The 20784-nt window shown below is 73.0% G+C and carries 21 protein-coding genes; 17 read left to right on the top strand and 4 right to left on the bottom strand.

The window, feature by feature from the left end:
- Both NUM_RS19045 and NUM_RS37250 read right to left on the bottom strand, forming a co-directional pair.
- The gene (locus tag NUM_RS19045; RefSeq protein WP_225918694.1) at window positions 1-774 is read right to left on the bottom strand and encodes an ABC transporter ATP-binding protein; all 774 of its coding nucleotides are present in this window, start codon (window positions 772-774) and stop codon (window positions 1-3) included.
- The gene (locus NUM_RS37250) at window positions 771-1442 is read right to left on the bottom strand and encodes a PadR family transcriptional regulator (RefSeq protein WP_225918693.1); all 672 of its coding nucleotides are present in this window, start codon (window positions 1440-1442) and stop codon (window positions 771-773) included. The genes NUM_RS19045 and NUM_RS37250 overlap by 4 nt, the downstream gene beginning before the upstream one ends.
- Before the next feature lie 260 nt (window positions 1443-1702).
- Here NUM_RS37250 and NUM_RS19035 point away from each other — a divergent pair, with 260 nt between their 5' ends.
- The 7 genes from NUM_RS19035 to NUM_RS19005 are packed head-to-tail and all read left to right on the top strand — an operon-like array spanning window position 1703 to window position 8881.
- The gene (locus tag NUM_RS19035) at window positions 1703-2479 is read left to right on the top strand and encodes an IclR family transcriptional regulator (protein WP_207126239.1); all 777 of its coding nucleotides are present in this window, start codon (window positions 1703-1705) and stop codon (window positions 2477-2479) included.
- 28 nt (window positions 2480-2507) lie between these two features.
- A complete protein-coding gene (locus NUM_RS19030) occupies window positions 2508-4172 on the top strand; it encodes an OPT/YSL family transporter (protein ID WP_207126238.1) in 1665 nt (554 codons plus the stop codon).
- Window positions 4173-4179: 7 nt separating this feature from the next.
- Window positions 4180-5259: a M29 family metallopeptidase gene (locus NUM_RS19025; protein ID WP_207126237.1), complete on the top strand. Its 1080-nt coding sequence runs from the start codon at window positions 4180-4182 to the stop codon at window positions 5257-5259.
- Window positions 5259-6530, top strand: a complete 1272-nt coding sequence (locus tag NUM_RS19020; RefSeq protein ID WP_207126236.1) for an alpha/beta fold hydrolase — start codon at window positions 5259-5261, stop codon at window positions 6528-6530. Before NUM_RS19025 ends, NUM_RS19020 begins: the two co-directional genes overlap by 1 nt.
- Complete coding sequence (locus NUM_RS19015; protein ID WP_207126235.1) at window positions 6527-7204, top strand: AroM family protein; 678 nt, start codon at window positions 6527-6529, stop codon at window positions 7202-7204. The genes NUM_RS19020 and NUM_RS19015 overlap by 4 nt, the downstream gene beginning before the upstream one ends.
- A 54-nt stretch (window positions 7205-7258) precedes the next feature.
- On the top strand, window positions 7259-7903 hold the full coding sequence (locus tag NUM_RS19010; RefSeq protein WP_207126234.1) for an aspartate/glutamate racemase family protein: 645 nt from the start codon (window positions 7259-7261) through the stop codon (window positions 7901-7903).
- A 42-nt stretch (window positions 7904-7945) separates the two neighbouring features.
- Entirely contained in the window at window positions 7946-8881 is a 936-nt protein-coding gene (locus NUM_RS19005) for a DUF1177 domain-containing protein (RefSeq protein WP_207126233.1), read from the top strand.
- A 75-nt stretch (window positions 8882-8956) separates the two neighbouring features.
- Here NUM_RS19005 and pepE read toward each other — a convergent pair whose 3' ends face one another.
- Window positions 8957-9685: a dipeptidase PepE gene (pepE, locus tag NUM_RS19000; protein WP_207126232.1), complete on the bottom strand. Its 729-nt coding sequence runs from the start codon at window positions 9683-9685 to the stop codon at window positions 8957-8959.
- Between the two features lie 112 nt (window positions 9686-9797).
- Between pepE and NUM_RS18995 the strand changes: the two genes are divergently transcribed.
- The 10 genes from NUM_RS18995 to NUM_RS18950 all read left to right on the top strand — a co-directional run bounded on the left by NUM_RS18995 (window position 9798) and on the right by NUM_RS18950 (window position 20194).
- Window positions 9798-10130: a helix-turn-helix transcriptional regulator gene (locus NUM_RS18995; RefSeq protein ID WP_207126231.1), complete on the top strand. Its 333-nt coding sequence runs from the start codon at window positions 9798-9800 to the stop codon at window positions 10128-10130.
- Complete coding sequence (locus tag NUM_RS18990) at window positions 10127-10837, top strand: hypothetical protein (RefSeq protein WP_207126230.1); 711 nt, start codon at window positions 10127-10129, stop codon at window positions 10835-10837. Before NUM_RS18995 ends, NUM_RS18990 begins: the two co-directional genes overlap by 4 nt.
- A gap of 172 nt (window positions 10838-11009) precedes the next feature.
- Window positions 11010-12005, top strand: a complete 996-nt coding sequence (locus tag NUM_RS18985; RefSeq protein WP_207126229.1) for a MarR family transcriptional regulator — start codon at window positions 11010-11012, stop codon at window positions 12003-12005.
- Window positions 12006-12444: 439 nt separating this feature from the next.
- Window positions 12445-13497, top strand: a complete 1053-nt coding sequence (locus NUM_RS18980; RefSeq protein WP_207126228.1) for an LPXTG cell wall anchor domain-containing protein — start codon at window positions 12445-12447, stop codon at window positions 13495-13497.
- Between the two features lie 358 nt (window positions 13498-13855).
- Window positions 13856-14671: an endo alpha-1,4 polygalactosaminidase gene (locus NUM_RS18975; RefSeq protein ID WP_225918692.1), complete on the top strand. Its 816-nt coding sequence runs from the start codon at window positions 13856-13858 to the stop codon at window positions 14669-14671.
- A 37-nt stretch (window positions 14672-14708) separates the two neighbouring features.
- Window positions 14709-16013, top strand: coding sequence for an alpha-glucosidase/alpha-galactosidase (melA, locus tag NUM_RS18970; protein ID WP_207126227.1), 1305 nt, complete (start codon window positions 14709-14711; stop codon window positions 16011-16013).
- Complete coding sequence (locus NUM_RS18965; protein WP_225918691.1) at window positions 16010-17020, top strand: carbohydrate kinase family protein; 1011 nt, start codon at window positions 16010-16012, stop codon at window positions 17018-17020. The genes melA and NUM_RS18965 overlap by 4 nt, the downstream gene beginning before the upstream one ends.
- 9 nt (window positions 17021-17029) lie before the next feature.
- Entirely contained in the window at window positions 17030-18322 is a 1293-nt protein-coding gene (locus NUM_RS18960) for an ABC transporter substrate-binding protein (RefSeq protein WP_207126226.1), read from the top strand.
- A gap of 77 nt (window positions 18323-18399) precedes the next feature.
- Window positions 18400-19335 carry a carbohydrate ABC transporter permease gene (locus NUM_RS18955; RefSeq protein ID WP_207126225.1) on the top strand — a complete coding sequence of 312 codons (936 nt, stop codon included), beginning with the start codon at window positions 18400-18402 and terminating at the stop codon, window positions 19333-19335.
- A 4-nt stretch (window positions 19336-19339) separates the two neighbouring features.
- On the top strand, window positions 19340-20194 hold the full coding sequence (locus NUM_RS18950) for a carbohydrate ABC transporter permease (protein WP_207126224.1): 855 nt from the start codon (window positions 19340-19342) through the stop codon (window positions 20192-20194).
- Window positions 20195-20201: 7 nt separating this feature from the next.
- On the opposite strand, the gene NUM_RS18945 is transcribed toward NUM_RS18950, so the two are convergent.
- A partial coding sequence (locus NUM_RS18945; protein WP_207126223.1) for a class F sortase occupies window positions 20202-20784 on the bottom strand: 583 nt, incomplete at its 5' end.

Below are 20784 nucleotides of genomic sequence, written 5' to 3'. Positions count from 1 at the left end.
TCAGCCGTCCAGCCCGGTCGGTCCGCCCGGCGTGCCGGTGGCCAACCCGCCGAGCGCGGCCAGCGGACCCGCGGGCGCCCCGGCCAGCCAGACGTCGTCCACGAACGCGCCGTCGCGCATCGAGACCAGCCGGTCGGCGGTGGCCGCGACCCGGTCGTCGTGGGTGACGATGACCAGGGTCTGACCGTCCTGCCGCAGCTCCTCGAACAGCCGCAGCACGTCGCGGGCCGCGGCACTGTCCAGGTTGCCGGTCGGTTCGTCCGCCAGTACCACCAGCGGCGCGTTGGCGAGGGCCCGGGCGATGGCGACCCGCTGGCGTTCGCCGCCGGACAGCGCCGCCGGCAGGTGCCGGGACCGGTGGGTCAGGCCGACCCGGTCGAGCAGTTCGCCGGCGCGGTGCCGGGCGGCGCGCGGCGAGGCGCCGGCGAGCAGCGCCGGCAGCTCGACGTTCTGCCGCGCGGACAGCTCCTCGACCAGGTGGAACGCCTGGAACACGAACCCCACCGTGCGGCGTCGCAGCCGGGCCAGGGCGCGTTCGCTCAGCCCGTCGACCCGGCGACCGGCCAGCCACAGGGCGCCACCGGTCGGCCGTTCCAGCCCGCCCAGCAGGTGCAGCAGGGTGGACTTGCCGCAGCCGCTGGGCCCGGTCACCGCGAGCGTCTGCCCGGTGGGTACGTCCAGGTCGATCTCGTCGACCGCGCGGACCAGCGTCTGCTGCTCGCCGTGCTCCCGGCGCAGCGACCGTGCCTGGATCGCGAACGGTGCCGCGTTCACGCGTTCCTCCCGCGCGGCACCCAGGTCTTCTCGCACGCCTGCAACCAGCGCAGGTCGGCCTGCAACCGCAGCACGATCCCCTCCAACAGCAGTGCGGCCATCGAGTCGTCGGGTTCGGCCAGCACGGCGCGCTGGGCGTCCCGCAGCCGGCGCAACAGCTCCCGGCGCTGCGCGTCGATCACCGCGACCGGATCGGCCAGCCGGCTCGCCGCCACCGCGACGAGCTTGAGATGGAACTCGGCCAGATCCGGCCGGGGCCAGCTGACCTCGCCGACCCACTCGGCGACCCGCCGCTGCCCGGCCGGGGTCAACGCGTACGTCTTGCGGTCCCGGTCGGTGCGATCGGCGGACCGCTCCGCCGACGCCGGGTCGGCCTTCGACAGCGGGCCGGCCTTGGACAGCGGGTCAGCCTTCGGCGCCGGGTCGGCCGCCGACACCGGGCCGGCCGTGGACGCCGAGCCTGCCTTCGACGCCGAGCCTGCCTTCGACGCCGAGACTGCCTTCGATGCCGGGTCGGCCCTCGACACCAGGCCGGCCTTCTCCAGCCGGCCGAGCGTGACGTACACCTGGCCGGCGTTCAGGTCCCCGCCCAGCGGCCCCAGCGCGGCGCGCAGCCGCGCGCGCAGCTGGTACCCGTGCGCGGGCTCCTTGGCCAACAGGGCCAACACGACATCCTGCACCGACACCCCTAACGGTTAGCTCTAATAGATAGCGGTTATCTGTTCGCACGTCAAGATCGGGTCGGGTCGGTGGCGCCCGCCCGATGTCGCCGTCGATGGGGTGTCCGGAGGTCGCTGTCGGGTCCCACGGAGCCGATTCAGCAGGGGAAACGCTTGACCGGGCGTGCCGGGCGGGGCAATACTCGCCGCATGCGTGTCAGATAATTGAACAGCGTTTCAATTATTGAAACACGTTGAACGGAGGCTCCATGAACGCGACCGGTGACGGCGATCGCGGTCCGGCCCGGACCGCCGATCGGGCGCTGCGGGTGCTGCTGGCGTTCCAGCGTCGACCCGAGTGGGGCGTGAGCGACCTCGCCCGCGAGCTCGGGCTGGACAAGGCGGGCGTGCACCGGCTGCTGACCACGCTCGCCGGCCGCGGCTTCGTGCTCGCCGACCCGCACAGCCGGCGGTACCGGCTGGGCCCGGCCATCGCCGTGCTGGCCCGCACCGCCGAGCGCGGCGGCGGGCTGGAGACGGCGGCCCGACCGCTGCTCGCCGAGCTGGTCGACGAGTTCGGCGAGAGCTCCGTACTGAACGTGCCGCACGGCGCGCACTACCGGTGCGTGCTGGCGGTGGACTCGACCGGCCCGGTCCGCTACTCGGCCACCGTGGGGGAGACCATCCCCGGCCACGGTGGCGCGGCCGGCCACGCGATCTTCGCCTTCTACCCGGAGGACCAGATCGACCAGTTGCTCGGGGAGGGGCCGCTGCAGCGGTTCAACGATCGGACGATCGGATCGCTCGCCGAGCTGACGGACCGGTACGCCAGGGTCCGGGCAGAGGGCATCGCGGTTTCGCACGGTGAGTTCGACGCGAACGTGACGTCGGTGGCGGCGCCGGTCTTCGCGGCCGGCGACATCGTCGGCTCGCTGGTCGTCATCGGGCCGCAGGACCGCATGTCGGGCAAGGTTGATCGCGTCGTCGACCGGGTGCGCGCCGCCGGCGCGGCGCTGACCCGGCTGCTCGGCGGCGACGCCACGTAGCGGCGACACGCCGCGCCAAAGGAGAGTCATGGCCAACCCGACGATCCCGAAGGGCGCCGTCCTGCACGGGGCCGAGTCACATCCGCGCACCGTCGAACCGGTGGTGCTGATCCTCACGATCGCGCTGTCGGTGCTCGGTGCCTTCATCGGGCTGCACCTGATCACCACGCTGGGCATCTCGGCCAACACCGCGGTCATCGGCGCGCTGGTGGCGATGCTGGTCGGCCGGATCCCGCTCAACCAGCTGCGCAAGATGCGCTCGATCCACCGGCAGAACCTGGTGCAGAGCGCGATCTCCGGCGCCACGTTCGCCGCGGCGAACTCGCTGCTGGTGCCGATCGCCGTACCGTTCCTGATCGGTCGCCGCGACCTGGTGTGGCCGATGCTGGCCGGAGCCGCGATCGGTCTCGCCGTCGACGCCTGGGTGCTGTTCAAGGTGTTCGACTCCAAGCTGTACCCGGCGAAGGCCACCTGGCCGGCCGGGGTCGCGGCGGCGGAGACGATGATCGCCGGCGACGAGGGCGGCCGGAAGGCGGCGCTGCTCGGGCTGTCCGGCCTGGTCGGCTTCGCCGGCTCGTTCGTGAAGATCGCCGGTGCCGCGCTGCCGTTCTCCGCCGCCGGCGTCGCGCTGATCGGCAACATCTGGGCGCTCGCCATGTTCGGCACCGGCCTGGGCTTCCGGCAGTACGCGCAGGAGTGGTTCGGCGTCGACCTCAACGCCATGTACATCCCGCACGGGATGATGGTCGGTGCCGGGATCGTGGCGCTGATCCAGGCGCTGGTGCTGCTGTTCCGCCGGGACTCCTCGAAGCCGGCCCCGGAGCCGTCCCCCGAGGCGGAGGCGGCGGCGCCCGGGCTGGCCGACGAGGCGCCGGGCATCGACTCCCGCGGGCTGCGCCGGGCGCTGGGCCAGGGGTACGTGCTGTTCGCGCTCGGCGCCGTGGTCGTGGCGCTGCTCGGCGGCCTAATCGGGCACTTCTCGGTACCGGCGCTGATCGGCTGGTGCCTGCTGGCCGGTTTCGCCGCGCTGGTGCACGAGCTGATCGTCGGCCTCGCCGCGATGCACTCCGGCTGGTTCCCGGCGTTCGCGGTGACGCTGATCTTCCTGGTACTGGGGTTGGTCATCGGGTTCCCGACGGTGCCGCTGGCGCTGTTCGTCGCGTACGTGGCGGCGACCGGCCCGGCGTTCGCCGACATGGGCTACGACTTCAAGGCCGGCTGGATCGTCCGGCAGGGCGGCGTGCCGCACAAGCTGGTGGAGCGCGCCGGCCGCAAGCAGCAGTACATCGCCGGGCTGGTCGGCTTCGGCGTCGCGCTGATCGTGGTCGCGCTGGTGTGGCAGTCGTACTTCGACTCCGGCCAGATCCCGCCGGTCGCCAAGGTGTACGCGGACACCGTCACGCACGGCCTGACCGACACGTCGATGCTGGTCAACATCCTGCTGTGGGCGATCCCGGGCGCGGCGATCCAGCTGATCGGCGGGCCGAACCGGCAGATGGGTGTGCTGCTCGCGACCGGCCTGTTGATCCTCACCCCGTACGCGTGCTGGTTCGTGTTCGGCGCGCTGGCGTTCCGGATCGTCTGGTCCCAGGTGCGCGGCAGGGAGAAGGCGGCGACCGAACTGAACCTGTTCGGCGCCGGGCTGATCGCCGGCAGTTCCGTCACCGACGTCAGCCGGATAGTGAAGGGTTGATTCCATCATGGAAGTAACAAGTCGGATCGAGTCGCGACCGGAGTACCTGTCGTTCGAGGCGGCGCTGGGGGCCCGCAAGCTGATCGAGGAGATCATGCTCGTGCGGCCGGGCGAGAACGTGGTCATCACCGGTGACACCGCCACCGACGGGCGGGTCGTGGAACTGACCGCGCAGGCGGCCGCCGCGGCCGGCGCCACCCCCACGGTGATCCGCTACGACACCCGGCCGACCGTGGCGATGGAACCACCGGCCCCGGTCGCCGGCGCGATCGCGCACGCCGACGTCTGGATCGAGTACACGCTGAGCTACATCATGCACTCGGACGCGTTCCGGGCCGCGATGGCCGCCGGCGCCCGGTACGCCAACCTGACCGGGATGGACGTGCAGATGCTGGTGGACACCGTCGGCAAGGTCGACTTCGCCGGTACCACCGAGCTGGGCAACGCGCTGGTGGCGTTGCTGTCCGCCGCCGACGAGGTGCACATCACCACGCCCGCCGGGACCGATCTGCGGGCGCGCAACGGGAACCGGCCGGTGAACCTGCGCGGCAAGCCGGCGGAGAAGCCGGGGGAGACGGTGATGCTCGCCGGTCAGATCTCCTGGAACCCGTTGGAGCAGACGCAGCAGGGCGTGCTGGTCTTCGACGGCGCGTGCTGGCCGCCGAACGAGCTCGGACTGCTCCGGGCCCCGATCCGGATGGCCGTCGAGAACGGTGTGGTGACCTCCATCGAGGGCGACGGCGCGGACACCGCGACGTTCCGGCGCTGGATGGCCGCCCAGGCCGCGCTGCCCACCGGCGAGAACATGTACCGCGTCGCGCACTGGTCGCTCGGCTTCAACCCCGGCGTCACCAAACCCACCGGCCGCATCGTCGAGGACGAGCGGGTCTTCGGCTGCGTGGAGCTCGGCATCGGCACCAAGGGCGCCTGGATCGGCGGCGAGCACTGGGTGGCGCCGGCGCACACCGACGGCAGCCTGCTCGACCCGACCATCGAGCTGGACGGCGAGGCCATCGAGGTCGACGGCCGCTACGTGCATCCCACCCTGGTGGAGATCTGTCACCGACTGCAGATTGCGGGGTACTGATGATCACCGGCAGCTTCCGCCAGCACGGCGTGGTCTACACCGACCACGTGCTCGAGGTACCGCTGGACCACACGAACCCGACCGGCGAGAAGATCGAGCTGTTCGCCCGCGAGCTGGTCGACGCGTCCAAGGTGGACAGTGAGCTGCCCCGGCTGCTGTACCTGCAGGGCGGTCCGGGCGGCAAGGCCATCCGGCCCGCCAACCGCGGCGGGTTCGTCGGACGTGCTCTGGACGACTACCGGGTGGTGCTGCTCGACCAGCGCGGCACCGGCCGCTCCACCCCGGTCAACCGCCAGACCCTGCCGCGCCGCGGGGACGCCGCCGCGCAGGCCGGGTACCTGACGCACTTTCGGGCCGACTCGATCGTGGCCGACGCGGAGATCCTGCGCCGCGAGCTCGGCGGCACCGCGCGGTGGGACACGCTCGGGCAGAGCTACGGCGGGTTCATCACGCTGACCTACCTTTCGCTTGCGCCGCAGGGGATCCGGCGCGCCTTCGTCACCGGCGGGCTGGCGTCGCCCACCGCGACCGCGGCCGACGTGTACGCGCTGACCTTCGACCGGATCGCCGAACGCAACGAGCGCTACTTCCACCGGTACCCGGGCGATCGGGCGCTCGCCGCCCGCATCGCCGGCCACCTGGCCGAGCACGACGTTCGGCTGCCCACCGGGGAGCGGCTGTCGCCGCGCCGGTTCCAGGGTCTCGGCGTCGGGCTCGGCCAGCGCGGCAGCTTCGACGCGCTGCACTTCCTGCTGGAGGAGGCGTTCGTCGGCGACGAGCTGTCCGACGCCTTCCTCGCCGGCGTGCACGCCGAGGTGTCGCTCGCCACCCGCCCGCTGTACGCGGTGTTCCAGGAGCTGATCTACAACCAGGGCGACGCCTCGGACTGGGCCGCGGAACGCGAGTACCAGCGACGGGCGGCGTTCGCGGTGGACAACCCCGACTTCCTGTTCACCGGCGAGACCTACCACCCGTTCCACTTCGCCGAGGACCCGGCGCTGGTGCCGCTCGCCCCCGCCGCACAGCTGCTCGCGGCGAAGTCCGACTGGCCCGCCCTTTACGACGTGGACCGGTTGCGGCGCAACGAGGTCCCGGTGTACGCGGCGGTGTACCACGACGACATGTACGTACCGCGCGAGCTCTCGCTGTCCACCGCGGAGCTGGTCGGCAACGTGCACCCGTGGATCACCAACGCCTACCAGCACGACGGGTTGCGCGAGACGCCGACCGTGCTGGACACGCTGTTGCGGATGGCCCGGGAGGACGGATGAGCCGGCTCGGGATCGTCACCATCGGCCAGTCGCCGCGGGTCGACATGGTGCCGGAGCTGCTGGCGCCGCTGGGCATCGACGCCGCTTCGGTGGTCGAGCGCGGCGCGCTGGACGGCCTGACCACGGCGCGGATCGCCGCGCTGGCCCCGGCCGAGGGCGCCGAGCACGTGCTGACCACCCGGCTCGCCGACGGCTCCGCGGTGCTGCTCGACCACGACGCCGCGATCGGGGCGGTGCAGGCGGCGATCGCCGCGGTGGAGACCGGCGTGGACGCCACCCTGGTGGTGTGCACCGGGACGTTCCCGCCGCTGCGGCACGACCGGCCGTTGCTGTTCGCCGAGCCGCTGCTGCTCGGCGGTGTCGCGGCCCTGTGCGCGGGTGAACGGGTCGGCATCGTGTGCCCGCTGCCCGCGCAGGTGTCGATGAGCCACCAGAAGTGGGAGCCGGTGGTCGGTGCGGTCACGGTGGCCGCGGCGACCCCGTACGAAGCGGGCGCGCCGGCGGCGGTCGCCGCGGCCGCGGCCCGGCTGGCCGCCGGCGGTGCGACCCGCATCGTGCTCGACTGCATGGGCTACACCGCCGCGATGCGGTCCGCCGCAACCGAAGCCGCCAGCGTACCGGTGCTGCTGGCCCGGTCGGTGGTCGCCCGGCTCGCCGGTGAACTGGTCGCCTGACCCGGCCGGGTGCCGGCGCGGCACCGGACGGAGCGCAAGGAAGGAGCAACGACGATGAGCGACCCACTGCTGGGCATCGTCCGGGTGGTCACCAGCGACGACCCCGCGTTCGTCGGGGCGCACGGTGCGGCGATCCAGGCCAGGTACCAGATCGCGACCACCTCGGCGTGCATTCCCGACCAGCCGCACGGCATCCACGACGCGGCCACCGAACGGGCGGCCGAGCCGAAGATCCTCGACCTGGCGGCCGGGCTGGTCGACGGGGGCGCGACGGCGATCCTGATCAGCTGCGCCGCCGACCCGGCCCTCGCCGCGGCCCGCGCCGCCCTGCCGGTACCGGTGGTCGGCGCCGGCTCGGCCGCCGCCGCGGTCGCGCTCGGGCTCGGCGGCCGCGTCGGGGTACTGGGGCTCAACGCCGAGCCGCCGGCCCCGGTCGCCGCCGTGCTCGGGGACCGCCTGGTCGGCTCGCTGCGGCCCGCGGGCGTGCACCGGACCACCGACCTGCTGGAACCAGGCGCCGTCGACCGCGCGGTCGACGCCGCCCGGGAGCTGGTGTCGGCCGGGGCCGAGGCGATCCTGTTCGCCTGCACCGGCATGACCACGATCGGCCTGGCCGGGCCGATCCGCGACCGGCTCGGTGTGCCGGCCGTCGACGCGGTACTGGCCGGTGGGCTGCTCGCCTCGTACGCGATGGGCTGAGCGGCCCGACACTCCACACAGGACAGAATGCAAGGGGGATCCATGAGTTGGCGGCACGTGATCGACGCGTACGAGCTGCTCGACGACCCGGCCGTCACCGGCGCCGCGGTGGCCGAGTACCTGACGGGCTGCGGGGCGCCGAAGCCGACCGTGCACACGGTGCGCGGTGACAAGGGCAGTACCGACTTCGTCCGGCTGACGATCCCGGGCCGGCGCGGCCGCAGTGCCGGTGGGGACGCGCCGACGCTCGGCGTGATCGGCCGCCTCGGCGGGCTCGGTGCGCGGCCGGAGCAGCTCGGCTTCGTCTCGGACGGCGACGGCGCGCTGACCGCGGTGTCGGTCGCGGCGAAGCTGTCCGCGATGCACGCCCGCGGTGACGTGCTGGACGGCGACGTCGTGGTCGCCACGCACATCTGCCCGGACGCACCGACCCGGCCGCACGATCCGGTCCCGTTCATGGACTCGCCGGTCGACCTGGCCGCGATGAACGAGCACGAGGTGGATCCGGACGCCGACGCGGTGCTGTCGGTGGACACCACGAAGGGCAACCGGATCGTCAACGTCAACGGGTTCGCGATCTCACCGACGGTCAAGCAGGGCTGGATCCTGCGGGTGTCGGAGGACCTGCTCGCGGTCCAGCAGCGGGTCACCGGCTCGCTGCCGGCGGTGCTGCCGCTCGCGATGGCCGACATCACCCCGTACGGCAACGGCGCCTACCACGTGAACTCGATCCTGCAGCCGACCACCGCCACCGCGGCGCCGGTGGTCGGCGTCGCGATCACCACCGAGACACCGGTCGCCGGCTCGGCCACCGGCGCCACCCAACTGTCCAGTGTGGAGTCCGCCGTCCGGTTCTGCATCGAGGTGGCGAAGGACTTCGGCCGCGGCACGCTGCGCTTCCACGACCAGGCGGAGTTCGAGCACCTGGTGCACCGGTACGGCCCGATGACCGCGCTGCAGACCCAGGGCAACGCCTGAGGCTGCGAGCCGCAGACCCCGGCCCGCCGTTCGCCACGGGGCGGCGGGCCGGTACCAGACCCGCGCGAGGCGACGTCAGGCCGCTGCGTCGAAGCGGGGCGTGCCGGACAGCAGGAACGACACGTCGTCGCCGGGCGCGAGCTCGCGCGGCTGCGCGTCGCGGGCGAACAGCCGGGCGCCCCTCACCCCGCCCAGCCGGGCCGCTCCGTCCCGCACCCGCAGCAGCCCACCCTCGCGGATGCCGAGCACCGGCACGTCGTTGTCCTCCAGGAACTCGGTGATCCGCTGCTCGCGCGTCTCGCCCATGTGGGTGGAGGACGGGTCCGGGTCGACGTAGTGCGGGTTGATCTGGAACGGCACCAACCCCAGCGCGGTGAACGAGGCGGGCTCGGTGATCGGCATGTCGTTGGTGGTCCGCAGCGTCGGGCAGGCCATGTTCGTGCCCGCCGAGGCACCCATGTAGCGCAGCGTCCCGGATCGCACCCGGCCGGGGATCGCTTCGGCCAACCCGGTGTGTTGCAACGTCTTCAGCAGCCGGAACGAGTTGCCGCCGCCGACGAAGACGGCCGGCGCCGCCTCGATCGCCGCGACCGGGTCGGCCGCGGTGTGCACCCCGGTCACCGTCACCCCGAGCGGCCGCAGCGCGTCGGTGACGGTGGCCGTGTACCCGTCGTGGTCGCGCAGCGCGTACGGCACGAAGGCCAGGTCGGTGGCGCCGGCAAGGAACTCGGTGATCTCGTCGCGCACGTGCTCCAGGTAGCCGTAGCCGTGGGTGCGCGAGTTCGACAGCAGCAGCAGGTCCATGGGGCCATTCTTACCGGTCGGCGGGTACGGCGGCCGACGGAGCCGGCCCGCGGCGAGACCTGCCACACCCGGGGGATTGACTACCTAGCTTTCGATGCATAGGTTCCTAGGTATGGACCTTCGAGGCCACCTCGACCTGCTGTTGCTCACCGCGCTGCACGATCTCGGCGCGGCGCACGGCTACTCCGTCATCGTGCGGTTGCGGGAACGCTCCGAGGGCGCGTTCGACCTGCCCGAGGGCACCGTCTACCCGGCCCTGCACCGGCTGGAACGGGACGGGCTGGTCGCGAGTGAGTGGGCCACCGTCGCCTCGCGGCGCCGCCGGGTCTACCGGCTGACCCCCGACGGCCGGGCGACGCTGCGCGCCAAGCGCCGCGAGTGGCGGGTCTTCGCCGCCGGCATGGGCGCCGTGATCGGACCGACCCCGATGGAGGGACTGACATGACCGAACCCGACAGCGTCGAACGCTACCTGGACGACCTGTTCGACCGACTCTCCGGTACCGGTGGCGCCGGCCGCCGCGCCCTCGCCGAGGCCGAGGAACACCTGCGCGACGACGTCGCCGAGGCGGTCTCCCGCGGTGTCCCGGCCGACCTGGCCGCCCGCGAGGCGGTCGCCCGGTTCGGCCGCGCGGCCGACCTGGCCCGGCGGCTGCGCCGGGCCAACCGTTCCCACCGGGCGCTGGCACTGTCCAGCGGCTGGTTGGTCGCCGGCTGGGCCAGCGCGATCGTCGCCCTGTCGTTCCTGCTCACCGCGGTCGACCGGCTGGTGGAGCTGCGGCGAACCCCGGGCAATGCGGTGGAGTGCGCGTCGACGACCTGCCCGACCCAGACTCAGGCGCTGGAGCACTACCTCGCGCTCACGGTCGGCTTCGGTCTGCTCGGCGCCGGCCTGCTGCTCGCCCGCCGGGTGGTGCGTCCGGTGCCCGTTCCCGCTGCGCTGCCCATCCTGACGGCGGTGGTCAGCGCCCTGCTGACCCCGGTGTTCCTGTTCGGTGCGCTGTCGCCGGTGCTGTCGGATCTCAACCTGCTCGTCGGCAGCGCCGGCATCTACTTCACGCTCTTCGTCGGCGTGGTGCTCGGCGCCGCCACGCTCGCCAGCGCCGGCTGGGCGATCGCGGTGCGCCGCCGCCCGGCGGTGGCCGCCGGCTGACCGACGACCCAGCGTGCGGGAGGACCGGCAGATCGGTGGATCTGCCGGCCCTTCGCCGTGCCGACCGCGCCGTCCAGCGGCGGCACTTGCACCCGTACCTACAGTGAATTCGATTTCCGATTTGCGCGCTCTGCCGGGCGCGGGGCGAGACACCAGCGCGGGGACGGGGTCGATGGATCGGCGGGGGACGGACGAGGTGCACTGCGCCTGCTGGGACGGGCTACGGGTCAGCGTCGCGCTGCACCCGATGCTGAGCGCGCTGACCGCGCTGTACGACGCGGTCGGCGGCTGGGACCGGGACCTGCACCCGCAGTGGCGGCGGGAGTTGCTGCACGCCATGCCCGAGCATGCGGCCGAGACGCTGCACCCGCTCACCGCCGGCAGCGCGCGCACCCCCGACCTGCTGACCCTGCCGTACCGCCGGGTCGACCGCGACGTCGGCTTCGACGCGGCGATGGCGGCGCTGTCCGCGCTGCGCGGCGAGGACATCGTGGCCGACATCGGGTGTGCGTTCCCGGCCGGTGCGCCGGCGCTGTGGGACCCGGTGCTGCGCGCGCCGCGGACCTGGCTCGGCCGCTACGTGGACGTGCTGCGTGCCGCCTGGACGGTGCTCGGGCCGGTGTGGCGCCGGGCCGAACACCTGATCGCGACCGAGATCGCCCGGGCCGGTGAGATGCTCGTTCGGCGCACCGTGCCGGACCTGCTCGGCACGGTACTGCCGGGCGCGAGCTTCGCCGACGGCGTGCTGCGGCTGCCGTCGGTGCAGCCGGGCCGGCTGGACGTGCACGGCCGGGCGCTCACGCTGATCCCGCTGGTGTCCGGTCGCCGGGTGATGGCACACGACCTGGACGACCCGGAGCGGTCCTGGATCGCGTACGGGCTGCCCGGTCTGGAGACGCTGTGGCCGGGCACGGTGGGGGAGCCGGCCGACTCGCTGCTCGCCGCGGCGCTCGGCGGCTCGCGGGCCGAGGTCCTGCAACGGCTGTCGGTACCGCTGACGATGAGCGAGCTGGCCGACGCCACCTACCGCTCGCGCAGCGCGGTGACCGGCATCGTCGACGCCCTGTCCGGTGCCGGGCTGGTCAGCCGGCAACGTCGCGGCCGGCACGTGTACGTGACGCTCACCCCGCGCGGTCGCAGACTGCGCGCCCTGCTCAACACGCCCTGACGGCCCGAGCCGGCCGTGCCGGCCGCCTCCGGCAGACGAGCGACGGTTCGGAAGATTCGCGACCGAGGCCGGCCGCGCCGGTGCCGCTGCCTGCCGCACGGCACGCTCGACCCGCTCGGCCGGCACCCATCGTGTCGACGAGCTGACCGCTGGTCCGGCCCGCCGCCGCGCGAGGATTCGGAAACATCCGAACCGTCGCCGAGGCGGTGATCGACGCCGTTGTCGGCCGCACGGCACGCGGTTACGGTCCATCGCGGACCGCCGGAACCCCGTCGTACCAGCGGAAACCGCTGCCGACGGTGCGCCGTCGCCGGGTTCCCGGTGCCGGGATCGACCGGTTGCGTCCATTGTGCAGTGTCGTGTGTGGACATGACACGAACCGGTGCCCGGACGCGGCGCCGCGGTGTGATCGATCGAAACCAGTGCTGGAGGAAGCCAGATGTCAGGGTTCGCAACGAGAAGGGTGCTCGCCGGTCTCGGCGCCGTCGTGGCCGCCGGTGCCGGTGCGCTCGCGCTCGCCACGCCGGCCGCCGCCGATCCCGGCAGCGACCACGCGTTGCAGGCGACGATCACCAAGCCCGCCGCGGTCGCCCCGGGCGGCTCCGGCAGCTTCCACTACTCGGTGCAGAACGTCAGCGGGCAGGCCACCGACGGGGTGCTGATGAACGTGGCGATCCCGCGCTACGTCACGATTCCCGACATCCAGCAGGACAAGGCCTGCAAGCAGACCGAGGACCAGGGCGCGCAGACGCTGTGGAGCTGCGCCATCACCGACCAGAGCGGCAAGCTCGCGCCCGGCCAGCGGGCCGACAACGACGCGAAGTTCAGCGTGGCGGCCAACGCGCCCGGGCCGCAGTCGATCGGTACCGTGGTCGCGCTGGTGGTTCCGTTGGACGCCACCGGGAAGCCGACCGAGGACTGGCACGACCTGAAGGGGCCGAACACGGTCAGCACGCCGATCACGACCACCGCGAACCACTACGACTACGTGGTCTCGGCGACCAAGGCGAGCGGCGCGGTCGGCGACACCGTCACGGTCACCGCCAAGGGCGACAACACCGGCCCGTCGGACATGATCGGCGGCAGCATCACGATCGTCGCGCCGTCCGGTACCACCCTGGCCGAGCTGCCGAAGGGCTGCGAGTGGGCGACCAAGGGCGCCAAGGCGACCTGCCACAGCGACGACGCCGTGGTCGGCGCCGGCAAGGGCGCCACGCTGAAGCTGACGTTCACCATCGACAGGGCGGACGTCGGCCACGACGGCAGCATCACGGTGACGACCAAGACCCCGGGTGACACCGACGCCAAGAACAACACCGCCGCGTTCGACATCACCGCGGCCGGCGGCCAGGGCGGCGGCGACGGCTCCACCCTGCCGGTCACCGGCAGCAGCACCGGCGCGATCGCCGGCGGCGGCGCCGCGGTACTGCTGGCCGGAGCCGCGCTGTTCTTCCTCGGCCGGCGTCGTTACCTGGCCCGCCACCGCGGCTGACACCGGTTCACCGGCGGTACCGCCGCACCGGCGGTACCGCCGCACCGGCGGTACCGCCGCGCGCGGTACCGGCTCACCGGCGGTACCGCCGCGCGGTGACGGCCCTGACCCCCGGCCTACCGGGAGTCGGGGCCGTCGCCGTCTTCGCCCCGGCGTGGCGGAGAGGCACCGCGCCGTTCTTGACAACGGGGGCGGACCGGCGGTTGTATGCACTTCGACACGACCAGCTGCCGAACCGGTCGTGTCGACCAGGTAGATCGGGCCCAGTCGACGCCGGTGTTCCCCGGTGCCGGCACCAAGGTCGCCAGGGCGTCGCCGCCCGAGGCGGGGCAGATCTCGACCGGCCCGGAGTGTCGTCGTGATCGACCGTTTCCGTACCCGTCGTGCCCTCTCGGCCGCGTTCGTCGTGGCCGCCACGCTGTTCGCTGCCACGGTGCCGGCCGGCGCCGCGCCGGATGTCGTGCCCCCGCCGGGCAACACCGGCTTCGACTACCAGATCGGCGCACCCTACCCGCCGCCGAGCGGCGTGCAGGTGGTGTCCCGGGACCGCACCGCGCCGCCGGCGCCGAACGTCTACACCATCTGCTACGTGAACGCCTACCAGACCCAGCCGGGTGAGCTCGCCTGGTGGCGCGCGAACCACGAGGACCTGCTGCTGCACGACGCGGACGGCAACGAGGTGGTCGACTCCGACTGGGGCGAGGTGTTGCTGGACACCTCGACCGCGGCGAAGCGGGCCGCGCTGGCCGACCTCGTCGGCGGTTGGATCGACGGCTGCGCCGCGGACGGTTTCCGGGCGGTGGAGCCGGACAACCTCGACTCCTGGACCCGCTCGCAGCGGCTGCTCGACCGGGCCGATGCGCTCGCGTACGCCCGGCTGCTTACCGCCCGGGCGCATGCGGACGGGCTCGCCATCGGGCAGAAGAACACCGCCGAGATCGCGAACGTCGGTCGGCGGACCGGGTTCGACTTCGCCGTCGCGGAGGAGTGCGCCGAGTACGACGAGTGCGGCGACTACACCGCCGCGTACGGCGCCGAGGTGTTCGTCGTCGAGTACGACCGGACCGGGTTCGACAAGGCCTGCCGCACCGTGGGCGACGAGCTGTCGGTGGTGTTGCGGGACCGGGACGTCACCGCGCCCGGCTCCGACACGTACGTCCGCGACGCCTGCTGATCCTCTTTCATCGCAACCGAAGAAAGTACGCACAACCATGCCTTCGATCGTCTTCCTCGGTGCCGGCAGCGTCGTGTTCACCCGCGACCTGCTCACCGACATCCTGTCCACCGCCGAACTCGCCGACGCCCGGATCGTGCTGTACGACATCGACGCCGACCGGCTCGCCACCGCCTGCCGGGTCGCCGGCTGGATCGCCGAGGCGCTCGGCGCGAAGCCGACCATCGTCGCCACCGACGACCGGCGCACGGCACTCGCCGGCGCCGACTTCGTGATCAACTCCATCCAGGTCGGCATGCACGCCGCGACGGTGCGCGACTTCGAGATCCCCGCCGGGTACGGCCTGCGGCAGACCATCGCCGACACGATCGGCGTCGGCGGCATCTTCCGCGGCCTGCGTACCTTCCCGGTGCTGGACGGGATCGCCCGCGACATGCTCGCGGTCTGCCCCGACGCCTGGCTGCTCAACTACACCAACCCGATGGCGATGAACGTCGGCTACCTGCACGCCGTCGCGCCGGAGCTGAAGACCGTCGGGCTGTGCCACTCGGTGTACTGGACGGTGCGCGGCCTGTGCGAGCTGGTCGACGTGCCGTACGAGGAGGTCGAGTACCGGACCGCCGGGATGAACCACCAGGCGTGGCTGCTGTCCTGGCAGCGGGACGGCACCGACCTGTACCCGTTGCTGGACCGGCGGATCGCGGCCGACGGCCAGCTGCGGCGCCGGGTCCGGGTGGACATGTACCGTCGGCTCGGGTTCTACCCGACCGAGACCAGCGAGCACTCGGCCGAGTACGTGCCGTGGTACCTGCACCACGACGGCGAGGTCGACCGGCTGCGCATCCCGGTCGGCGACTACCTGCGCATCAGCGCCGACAACCTGGCCGAGTACCAGCACATCAGGCAGGCGGCGGCGCTGCCGGCGGACGCGCTGGAGCGGGACGGCACCGAGTACGCGCCGCAGCTCGTGCACGGCATCGTCACCGGCACCCCGCGCCGGATCGTGGTCAACGTGCCCAACGCCGGGCTGATCGACAACCTGCCGGGCACGGTCGCGGTGGAGGTACCGGCCACCGTGGACGCCACCGGGGTGCATCCGGAACCGGCCGGCAGCCTGCCGATCGCCTGCGCCGCCGTCAACCGGTCGTACGCGAGCGTGGTGGAGCTGACCGTGGCGGCCGGGCTGACCGGTGATCCGCGGCTGGTGCGGCAGGCCGCGCTGGCCGACCCGAACACCGCCGCGACGCTGACACCCGACGAGATCTGGCTGCTGTGCGGCGAGCTGACCGCGGCGCACGGTGACCTGCTGCCGCCCCCGCTGCGCGCCCGGGTGTCGCCATGACCGCAGTGGATCTGGTCGTGGTCGGCGACGCCAACCCGGACGTGCTCGTCGACGGCGCCCCGGCCGACGTCCGGTACGGGCAGCGCGAACAGCTGGTCGGCGACGGGCGGCTGGTACTGGGCGGTTCCGCGGCCATCACGGCGTGCGGGGCGGCGCGGCTGGGGCTGCGTACCGCGCTGGTCTCGGTGGTCGGCGACGACGCGGCCGGCACGTTCGTGCTGGCCGAACTGGCCGCGGCCGGCGTCGACACCACCGCGGTACGGGTGCTGCCGGGTGCCACGCCGTTGTCGGTGGTCCTGCGCGCCGGCGCCGATCGCGCCATCCTGACCTACCGTGGGGTGCTGGACGAGCTGTCCGCGGCCGACGTGCCGGCGCGGCTGCTGGCCGACTGCCGGGCCGTGCACGCCGCGTCGTACTTCCTGCAGCCGCGGCTCGCCGGCGGCCTGCCGGCGCTGTTCGCCGCCGCCCGCGCCGCGGGCGCCACCACCTCGCTGGACACCAACGACGATCCCCGCGACACCTGGTCCGGCCTGCCCGACGTACTGGCACACACCGACGTGCTGCTGCCCAACGAGCGCGAGCTGCTGCGCATCACCGCGGCCTCGGTGTCGACCGCCGGCACCACCCCGCCGCCGGGGCGGGCCGGCCCGGCCGACGCCTCCACTGTGGAGTCCGCCGCGGCCGCGCTCGCCGCGACCGGGGTGCTGCCGGTCGTGACGCTGGGCGCGGCGGGCGCGCTGACCGTGGCGGGGCAGACGATCCTGCGGGCCGCGGCCCCGCCGGTGGCCACGGTGGACAGCGTCGGCGCCGGAGACAGCCTCACCGCCGGCTTCCTCGCCGGCCGGCTCGGCGGTCGACCGCTCGCCGACTGCCTGCGACTCGCGGTCGCCTGCGGTGCGCTGTCCACCCGAGCACCCGGCGGCACCGCCGGACAACCCACCCTGACCGAGGCCGACACGGTGGCCGGCGCCGCCGCGGCCACCGCCGGTACGGCGCGGATCGCCTAGGAGGCCGACGTGTTGCGAGGCGAGACCACCCGGCGCGGGGTACTGCTCGGCGCCACCGCCGCGGCCGCGACGGCACTGGCCGGCTGCGGCGGTACCGGCGGCACGGTGCACGGAGTCACCACGATCGTGCTGTGGCACGGGCAGAACGACGTGGCGAAGGCGACGGTGGAGCGGCTCGTCGCCGAGTTCAACCGGACCCACCCGCACATCCGGGTGCGGGCCAGCAGCGGGGGAGTGCTCGCCGACGGCATGCTGCAGAAGGTGATGGCCGCCCTCGCTGCCGGTAGCTACCCGGACCTCGCGTACGTGTTCGGTTCCAACCTCGCCAACCTGGCCCGCAGCGACAAGGTGCTGGACCTGACCGAACAGGCCCGCGATCCCGCCTTCGGCTGGGCGGACCGCTGGCCGCCGGCGCGGGCGGCGGCCAGCGTGGACGGCCGGGTACGGGCGATGCCGGCACTGCTGGACTCGCTGTGCGTGGTCTACAACAAGAAGCTGTTCGCGCGGTCCGGGGTCGAACCACCGCGTCCCGGGTGGAGCTGGGCGGACTTCACCACCGCGGCGCGACAGCTGACCGACCGGCACCGCGGCGTGTTCGGTACCGGCTGGCCGGCGGTGGGCGACGAGGACACCGTCTGGCGAATCTGGCCGATGGTCTGGGATCTCGGCGGCGACGTCGCCCGGCACGGTCGGCCCGCCTTCGGTGGCACCAGCGGGCTGCGGGCGCTGGACACGGTGGCGCGGCTGGCCGCCGACCGGTCGGTCTACATCGACACGCAGACCGGCAGCGACCAGCTCTACCAGGTGTTCCTGGGCGGATCGATGGCGATGGTGCCGACCGGGCCGTGGCAGCTGCCGCAGGTACGGGAGGCGAAGCTGGACTACGGCGTGGTTCCGATGCCGACCTACACCGGCCGGCCACTGACGATCTCCGGCCCGGACAACTGGGTGATCTTCGACAACGGCCGGGACCGGGCCGCCGCGGCGGTGGAGTTCGCCCGCTGGCTGACCGCGCCGAAACAGGACGTCCGGTGGGACGCCAGCGCCGGCAGCCTGCCGCTGCGTCGATCCACCGCGCGGCAACCCGCCTGGCGGCACACCGTGGCCGGTACCCCGGGGCTGCAGGTGTTCGTGGACGCGCTCACCACCGCCCGGGTCCGGCCGACGATCCGGGCCTACCCGCAGATCTCCCGCGCCGTCGGCGAGGCGATCGTGTCGGTGCTGCTCGGCCACGCAACCCCGGACGCGGCGCTGTCCGGCGCGCTCGCCGCCGCCCGTACCGCCCTCGCGTCGAGCCTGTAGAGCTACTCCCGGGCAGGTGCCGGCGGCCCTCGTACCGGCGGCTCCCGGCAGTCGAGCCCGGAGAAACGGAGCGCAGCATGGCGAAGACGTTCGCGGTCGGGTACCGCGCCCGGGAGACGGCCACGGTGCGGCGCACCCGGCGCGACCGCAGCCGGGTCGGCGGCACGCCGACCGCGTGGCTGTTCGTCGCGCCGGCGGTGGTGATCATCCTCGGCCTGTCCATCGGGCCGATGATCTGGTCGCTGCTGCTGTCGTTCCAGTCCGCCGACCTCGTCACCCCGGCCCGCTGGCTCGGCTGGCACAACTACGAGGTACTCGCGACCGACCCGACGTTTCGCCGCGCGGTGGAGCACACGCTGCTCTACACCGCCCTGTTCGTACCGCTGTCGATCGTCGGCGGGCTCGGCCTCGCGCTGGCGCTCAACCGCCGGATCCGGCTGATCGGGCTGTACCGCACGCTGATCTTCGTGCCGTTCGTGGTGTCGGCGGCATCCCAGGGGGTGCTGTTCTCGTTCGTGTTCGACGCCCAGTTCGGCATCGCCAACTCGCTGCTGGCCCGGATCGGGCTGCCCACCCAGGGGTTCTTCGCCGACCCGAACGAGGCGCTCCCGTTGCTGGTGGCGATCGGGTTGTGGAGCGGCGTCGGGTTCTGCGTCATCATCCTGCTGGCCGCGCTGCAGGACATCCCGCCGGAGCTGCGCGAGGCGGCGATCGTGGACGGCGCCGGCCGCGGCGCGGTGCTGCGCCACGTGGTACTCCCGACGCTGCGGCCGGTGCTGGTGTTCCTGGTGGTGTGGCAGACGATCCAGGCGCTGCAGGTGTTCGACCTGGTGTACGTCACCACGAAGGGCGGACCGCTCGGCTCCACCGTGGTCATCGTGTACTTCGTCTGGGACCAGGCGTTCCAACTGTTCCAGGCCGGGTACGGGGCGGCCGCGGCCTACCTGCTCGCCGCCGTGCTGCTCGCCGCGAGCCTGCTGCTGCGGCTCTACCAACGGATCCGAAAGGCGTGAGGACATGACGACCGCCGACACCGTTCGCCGGCCGGGCCGCGGCCGGAGGCTGCCGTTCAGCGGCTGGCACCTGCTGCTCGCCCCGCTGTCGATGGGGTTCGCGCTGCCGCTGCTGTGGCTGCTCGCCAGCTCGTTCATGACCAACGCGGAGATCAACCGGTTCCCGCCCGCGCTGTTCCCGCACGGCATCCACCTGGACGGCTACCTCTACGTGCTGCGCAACGCGCTGTTCCCGCGCTGGTTCGCCAACACCGCGATCGTCGCGATCGTCGCCGTCCTGGCCAACCTGGTGTTCGGCTCGCTCGCCGGCTACGCGTTCGCCCGGATCCGGTTCCTCGGCTCCCGGGTGCTGCTCGCGGTGATGCTCGCGACCATGGTGATCCCGTTCCAGATCACCATGATCCCGACGTTCCTGTTGATGAGCCGGCTGCGGTTGACCGACACGCTGGGCGCGCTGATCGTGCCGTCGCTGGTCACCCCGTTCGCGGTGTTCCTGTTGCGGCAGTTCTTCCTGCGGCTGCCACCGGAGCTGGAGGAGGCGGCCCGGATCGACGGCTGCTCCCGGCTGCGCACCCTGGTGTCGGTGATCCTGCCGCTGGCCCGGCCGGCGCTCGCCACCGTCGCCGCGCTGACGTTCCTGACCACCTGGAACGACCTGACCTGGCCGCTGATCGCGATCACCTCGGACCACCAGTACACGCTGCAACTCGGGCTGGCGACCTTCCAGGGCCAGCACCGCACCGAGTGGCCGGCGGTGATGGCCGGCAACGTGATCACGATCCTGCCGGTACTGGTGGCGTTCCTGCTGGCGCAGCGCACGTTCGTGCAGTCGCTCACCTCGACCGCGGTGAAGGGCTGACCGGGCCCTACCTCGGCGGCCCGGTCACCAGCGGCCGGGCCGCCTCCGCGCCGGTCTCCCGGTGCGACGAGGACAGGCTCGCGAACACCACCACGTTGCGCTCGTAGCTGTCGCTGTGCTCGTCGAACGCGCCGCCACAGGTCACCAGGCGCAGGCTCGGCCCGGTCGTCGGGCCGTACACCGCGGTCGCCGGGAACTCGGTCTTCGGGTACCCGGCGACGCCGTCGACGGTGAACACCGCGACCCGGTGGTCGGCCCGGGTGACCTCGATGGTGTCGCCGCGGGTGAGCGTGCCGAGGTAGTAGAAGACGGCGGGCCCGGTGCGGTGCGAGTCGACGTGGCCGAGCAGCACGGCGGCACCGGTCTGCCCCGGCGTCACGCTCCGGTCGTACCAGCCGGTCAGGTACGGGTGGTCGATCGGCGGCACCGCGACGGTGTCGTCCGCGTCCAGCCCGGTGGCGATGATCGGCGCGTGGATGCGCGCCCGCGTGACGTCGATGCGTACCGGTGTGGACGGCGGCAGCGGGGCGGCGGCCGCCGGCGCCGGCGATGGTGGCGCGGTGGCGGTCGGCGCGGGGGGCGCGCCGGCC

Origin of the sequence: Actinocatenispora comari (genome assembly GCF_017312725.1) — a bacterium.
In the GTDB taxonomy this organism is placed as follows: Bacteria; Actinomycetota; Actinomycetes; order Mycobacteriales; family Micromonosporaceae; genus Actinocatenispora; species Actinocatenispora comari.
This window is presented reverse-complemented; position numbering and strand designations above follow the sequence as displayed.

Excerpts from the sequence above, each read along its gene's own strand:
- NUM_RS19010 (WP_207126234.1), top strand. The coding sequence starts at position 7,259 with ATGAGCGACCCACTGCTGGGCATCGTCCGGGTGGTCACCAGCGACGAC.
- NUM_RS19020 (WP_207126236.1), top strand. The coding sequence starts at position 5,259 with ATGATCACCGGCAGCTTCCGCCAGCACGGCGTGGTCTACACCGACCAC.
- NUM_RS18950 (WP_207126224.1), top strand. The coding sequence starts at position 19,340 with ATGACGACCGCCGACACCGTTCGCCGGCCGGGCCGCGGCCGGAGGCTG.
- NUM_RS18965 (WP_225918691.1), top strand. The coding sequence starts at position 16,010 with ATGACCGCAGTGGATCTGGTCGTGGTCGGCGACGCCAACCCGGACGTG.
- melA (WP_207126227.1), top strand. The coding sequence starts at position 14,709 with ATGCCTTCGATCGTCTTCCTCGGTGCCGGCAGCGTCGTGTTCACCCGC.
- NUM_RS19025 (WP_207126237.1), top strand. The coding sequence starts at position 4,180 with ATGGAAGTAACAAGTCGGATCGAGTCGCGACCGGAGTACCTGTCGTTC.
- NUM_RS18955 (WP_207126225.1), top strand. The coding sequence starts at position 18,400 with ATGGCGAAGACGTTCGCGGTCGGGTACCGCGCCCGGGAGACGGCCACG.
- NUM_RS19005 (WP_207126233.1), top strand. The coding sequence starts at position 7,946 with ATGAGTTGGCGGCACGTGATCGACGCGTACGAGCTGCTCGACGACCCG.
- NUM_RS18995 (WP_207126231.1), top strand. The coding sequence starts at position 9,798 with ATGGACCTTCGAGGCCACCTCGACCTGCTGTTGCTCACCGCGCTGCAC.
- NUM_RS18985 (WP_207126229.1), top strand. The coding sequence starts at position 11,010 with ATGGATCGGCGGGGGACGGACGAGGTGCACTGCGCCTGCTGGGACGGG.
- NUM_RS18990 (WP_207126230.1), top strand. The coding sequence starts at position 10,127 with ATGACCGAACCCGACAGCGTCGAACGCTACCTGGACGACCTGTTCGAC.
- NUM_RS18980 (WP_207126228.1), top strand. The coding sequence starts at position 12,445 with ATGTCAGGGTTCGCAACGAGAAGGGTGCTCGCCGGTCTCGGCGCCGTC.
- NUM_RS19015 (WP_207126235.1), top strand. The coding sequence starts at position 6,527 with ATGAGCCGGCTCGGGATCGTCACCATCGGCCAGTCGCCGCGGGTCGAC.
- NUM_RS19030 (WP_207126238.1), top strand. The coding sequence starts at position 2,508 with ATGGCCAACCCGACGATCCCGAAGGGCGCCGTCCTGCACGGGGCCGAG.
- NUM_RS19035 (WP_207126239.1), top strand. The coding sequence starts at position 1,703 with ATGAACGCGACCGGTGACGGCGATCGCGGTCCGGCCCGGACCGCCGAT.
- pepE (WP_207126232.1), bottom strand. The coding sequence starts at position 9,685 with ATGGACCTGCTGCTGCTGTCGAACTCGCGCACCCACGGCTACGGCTAC.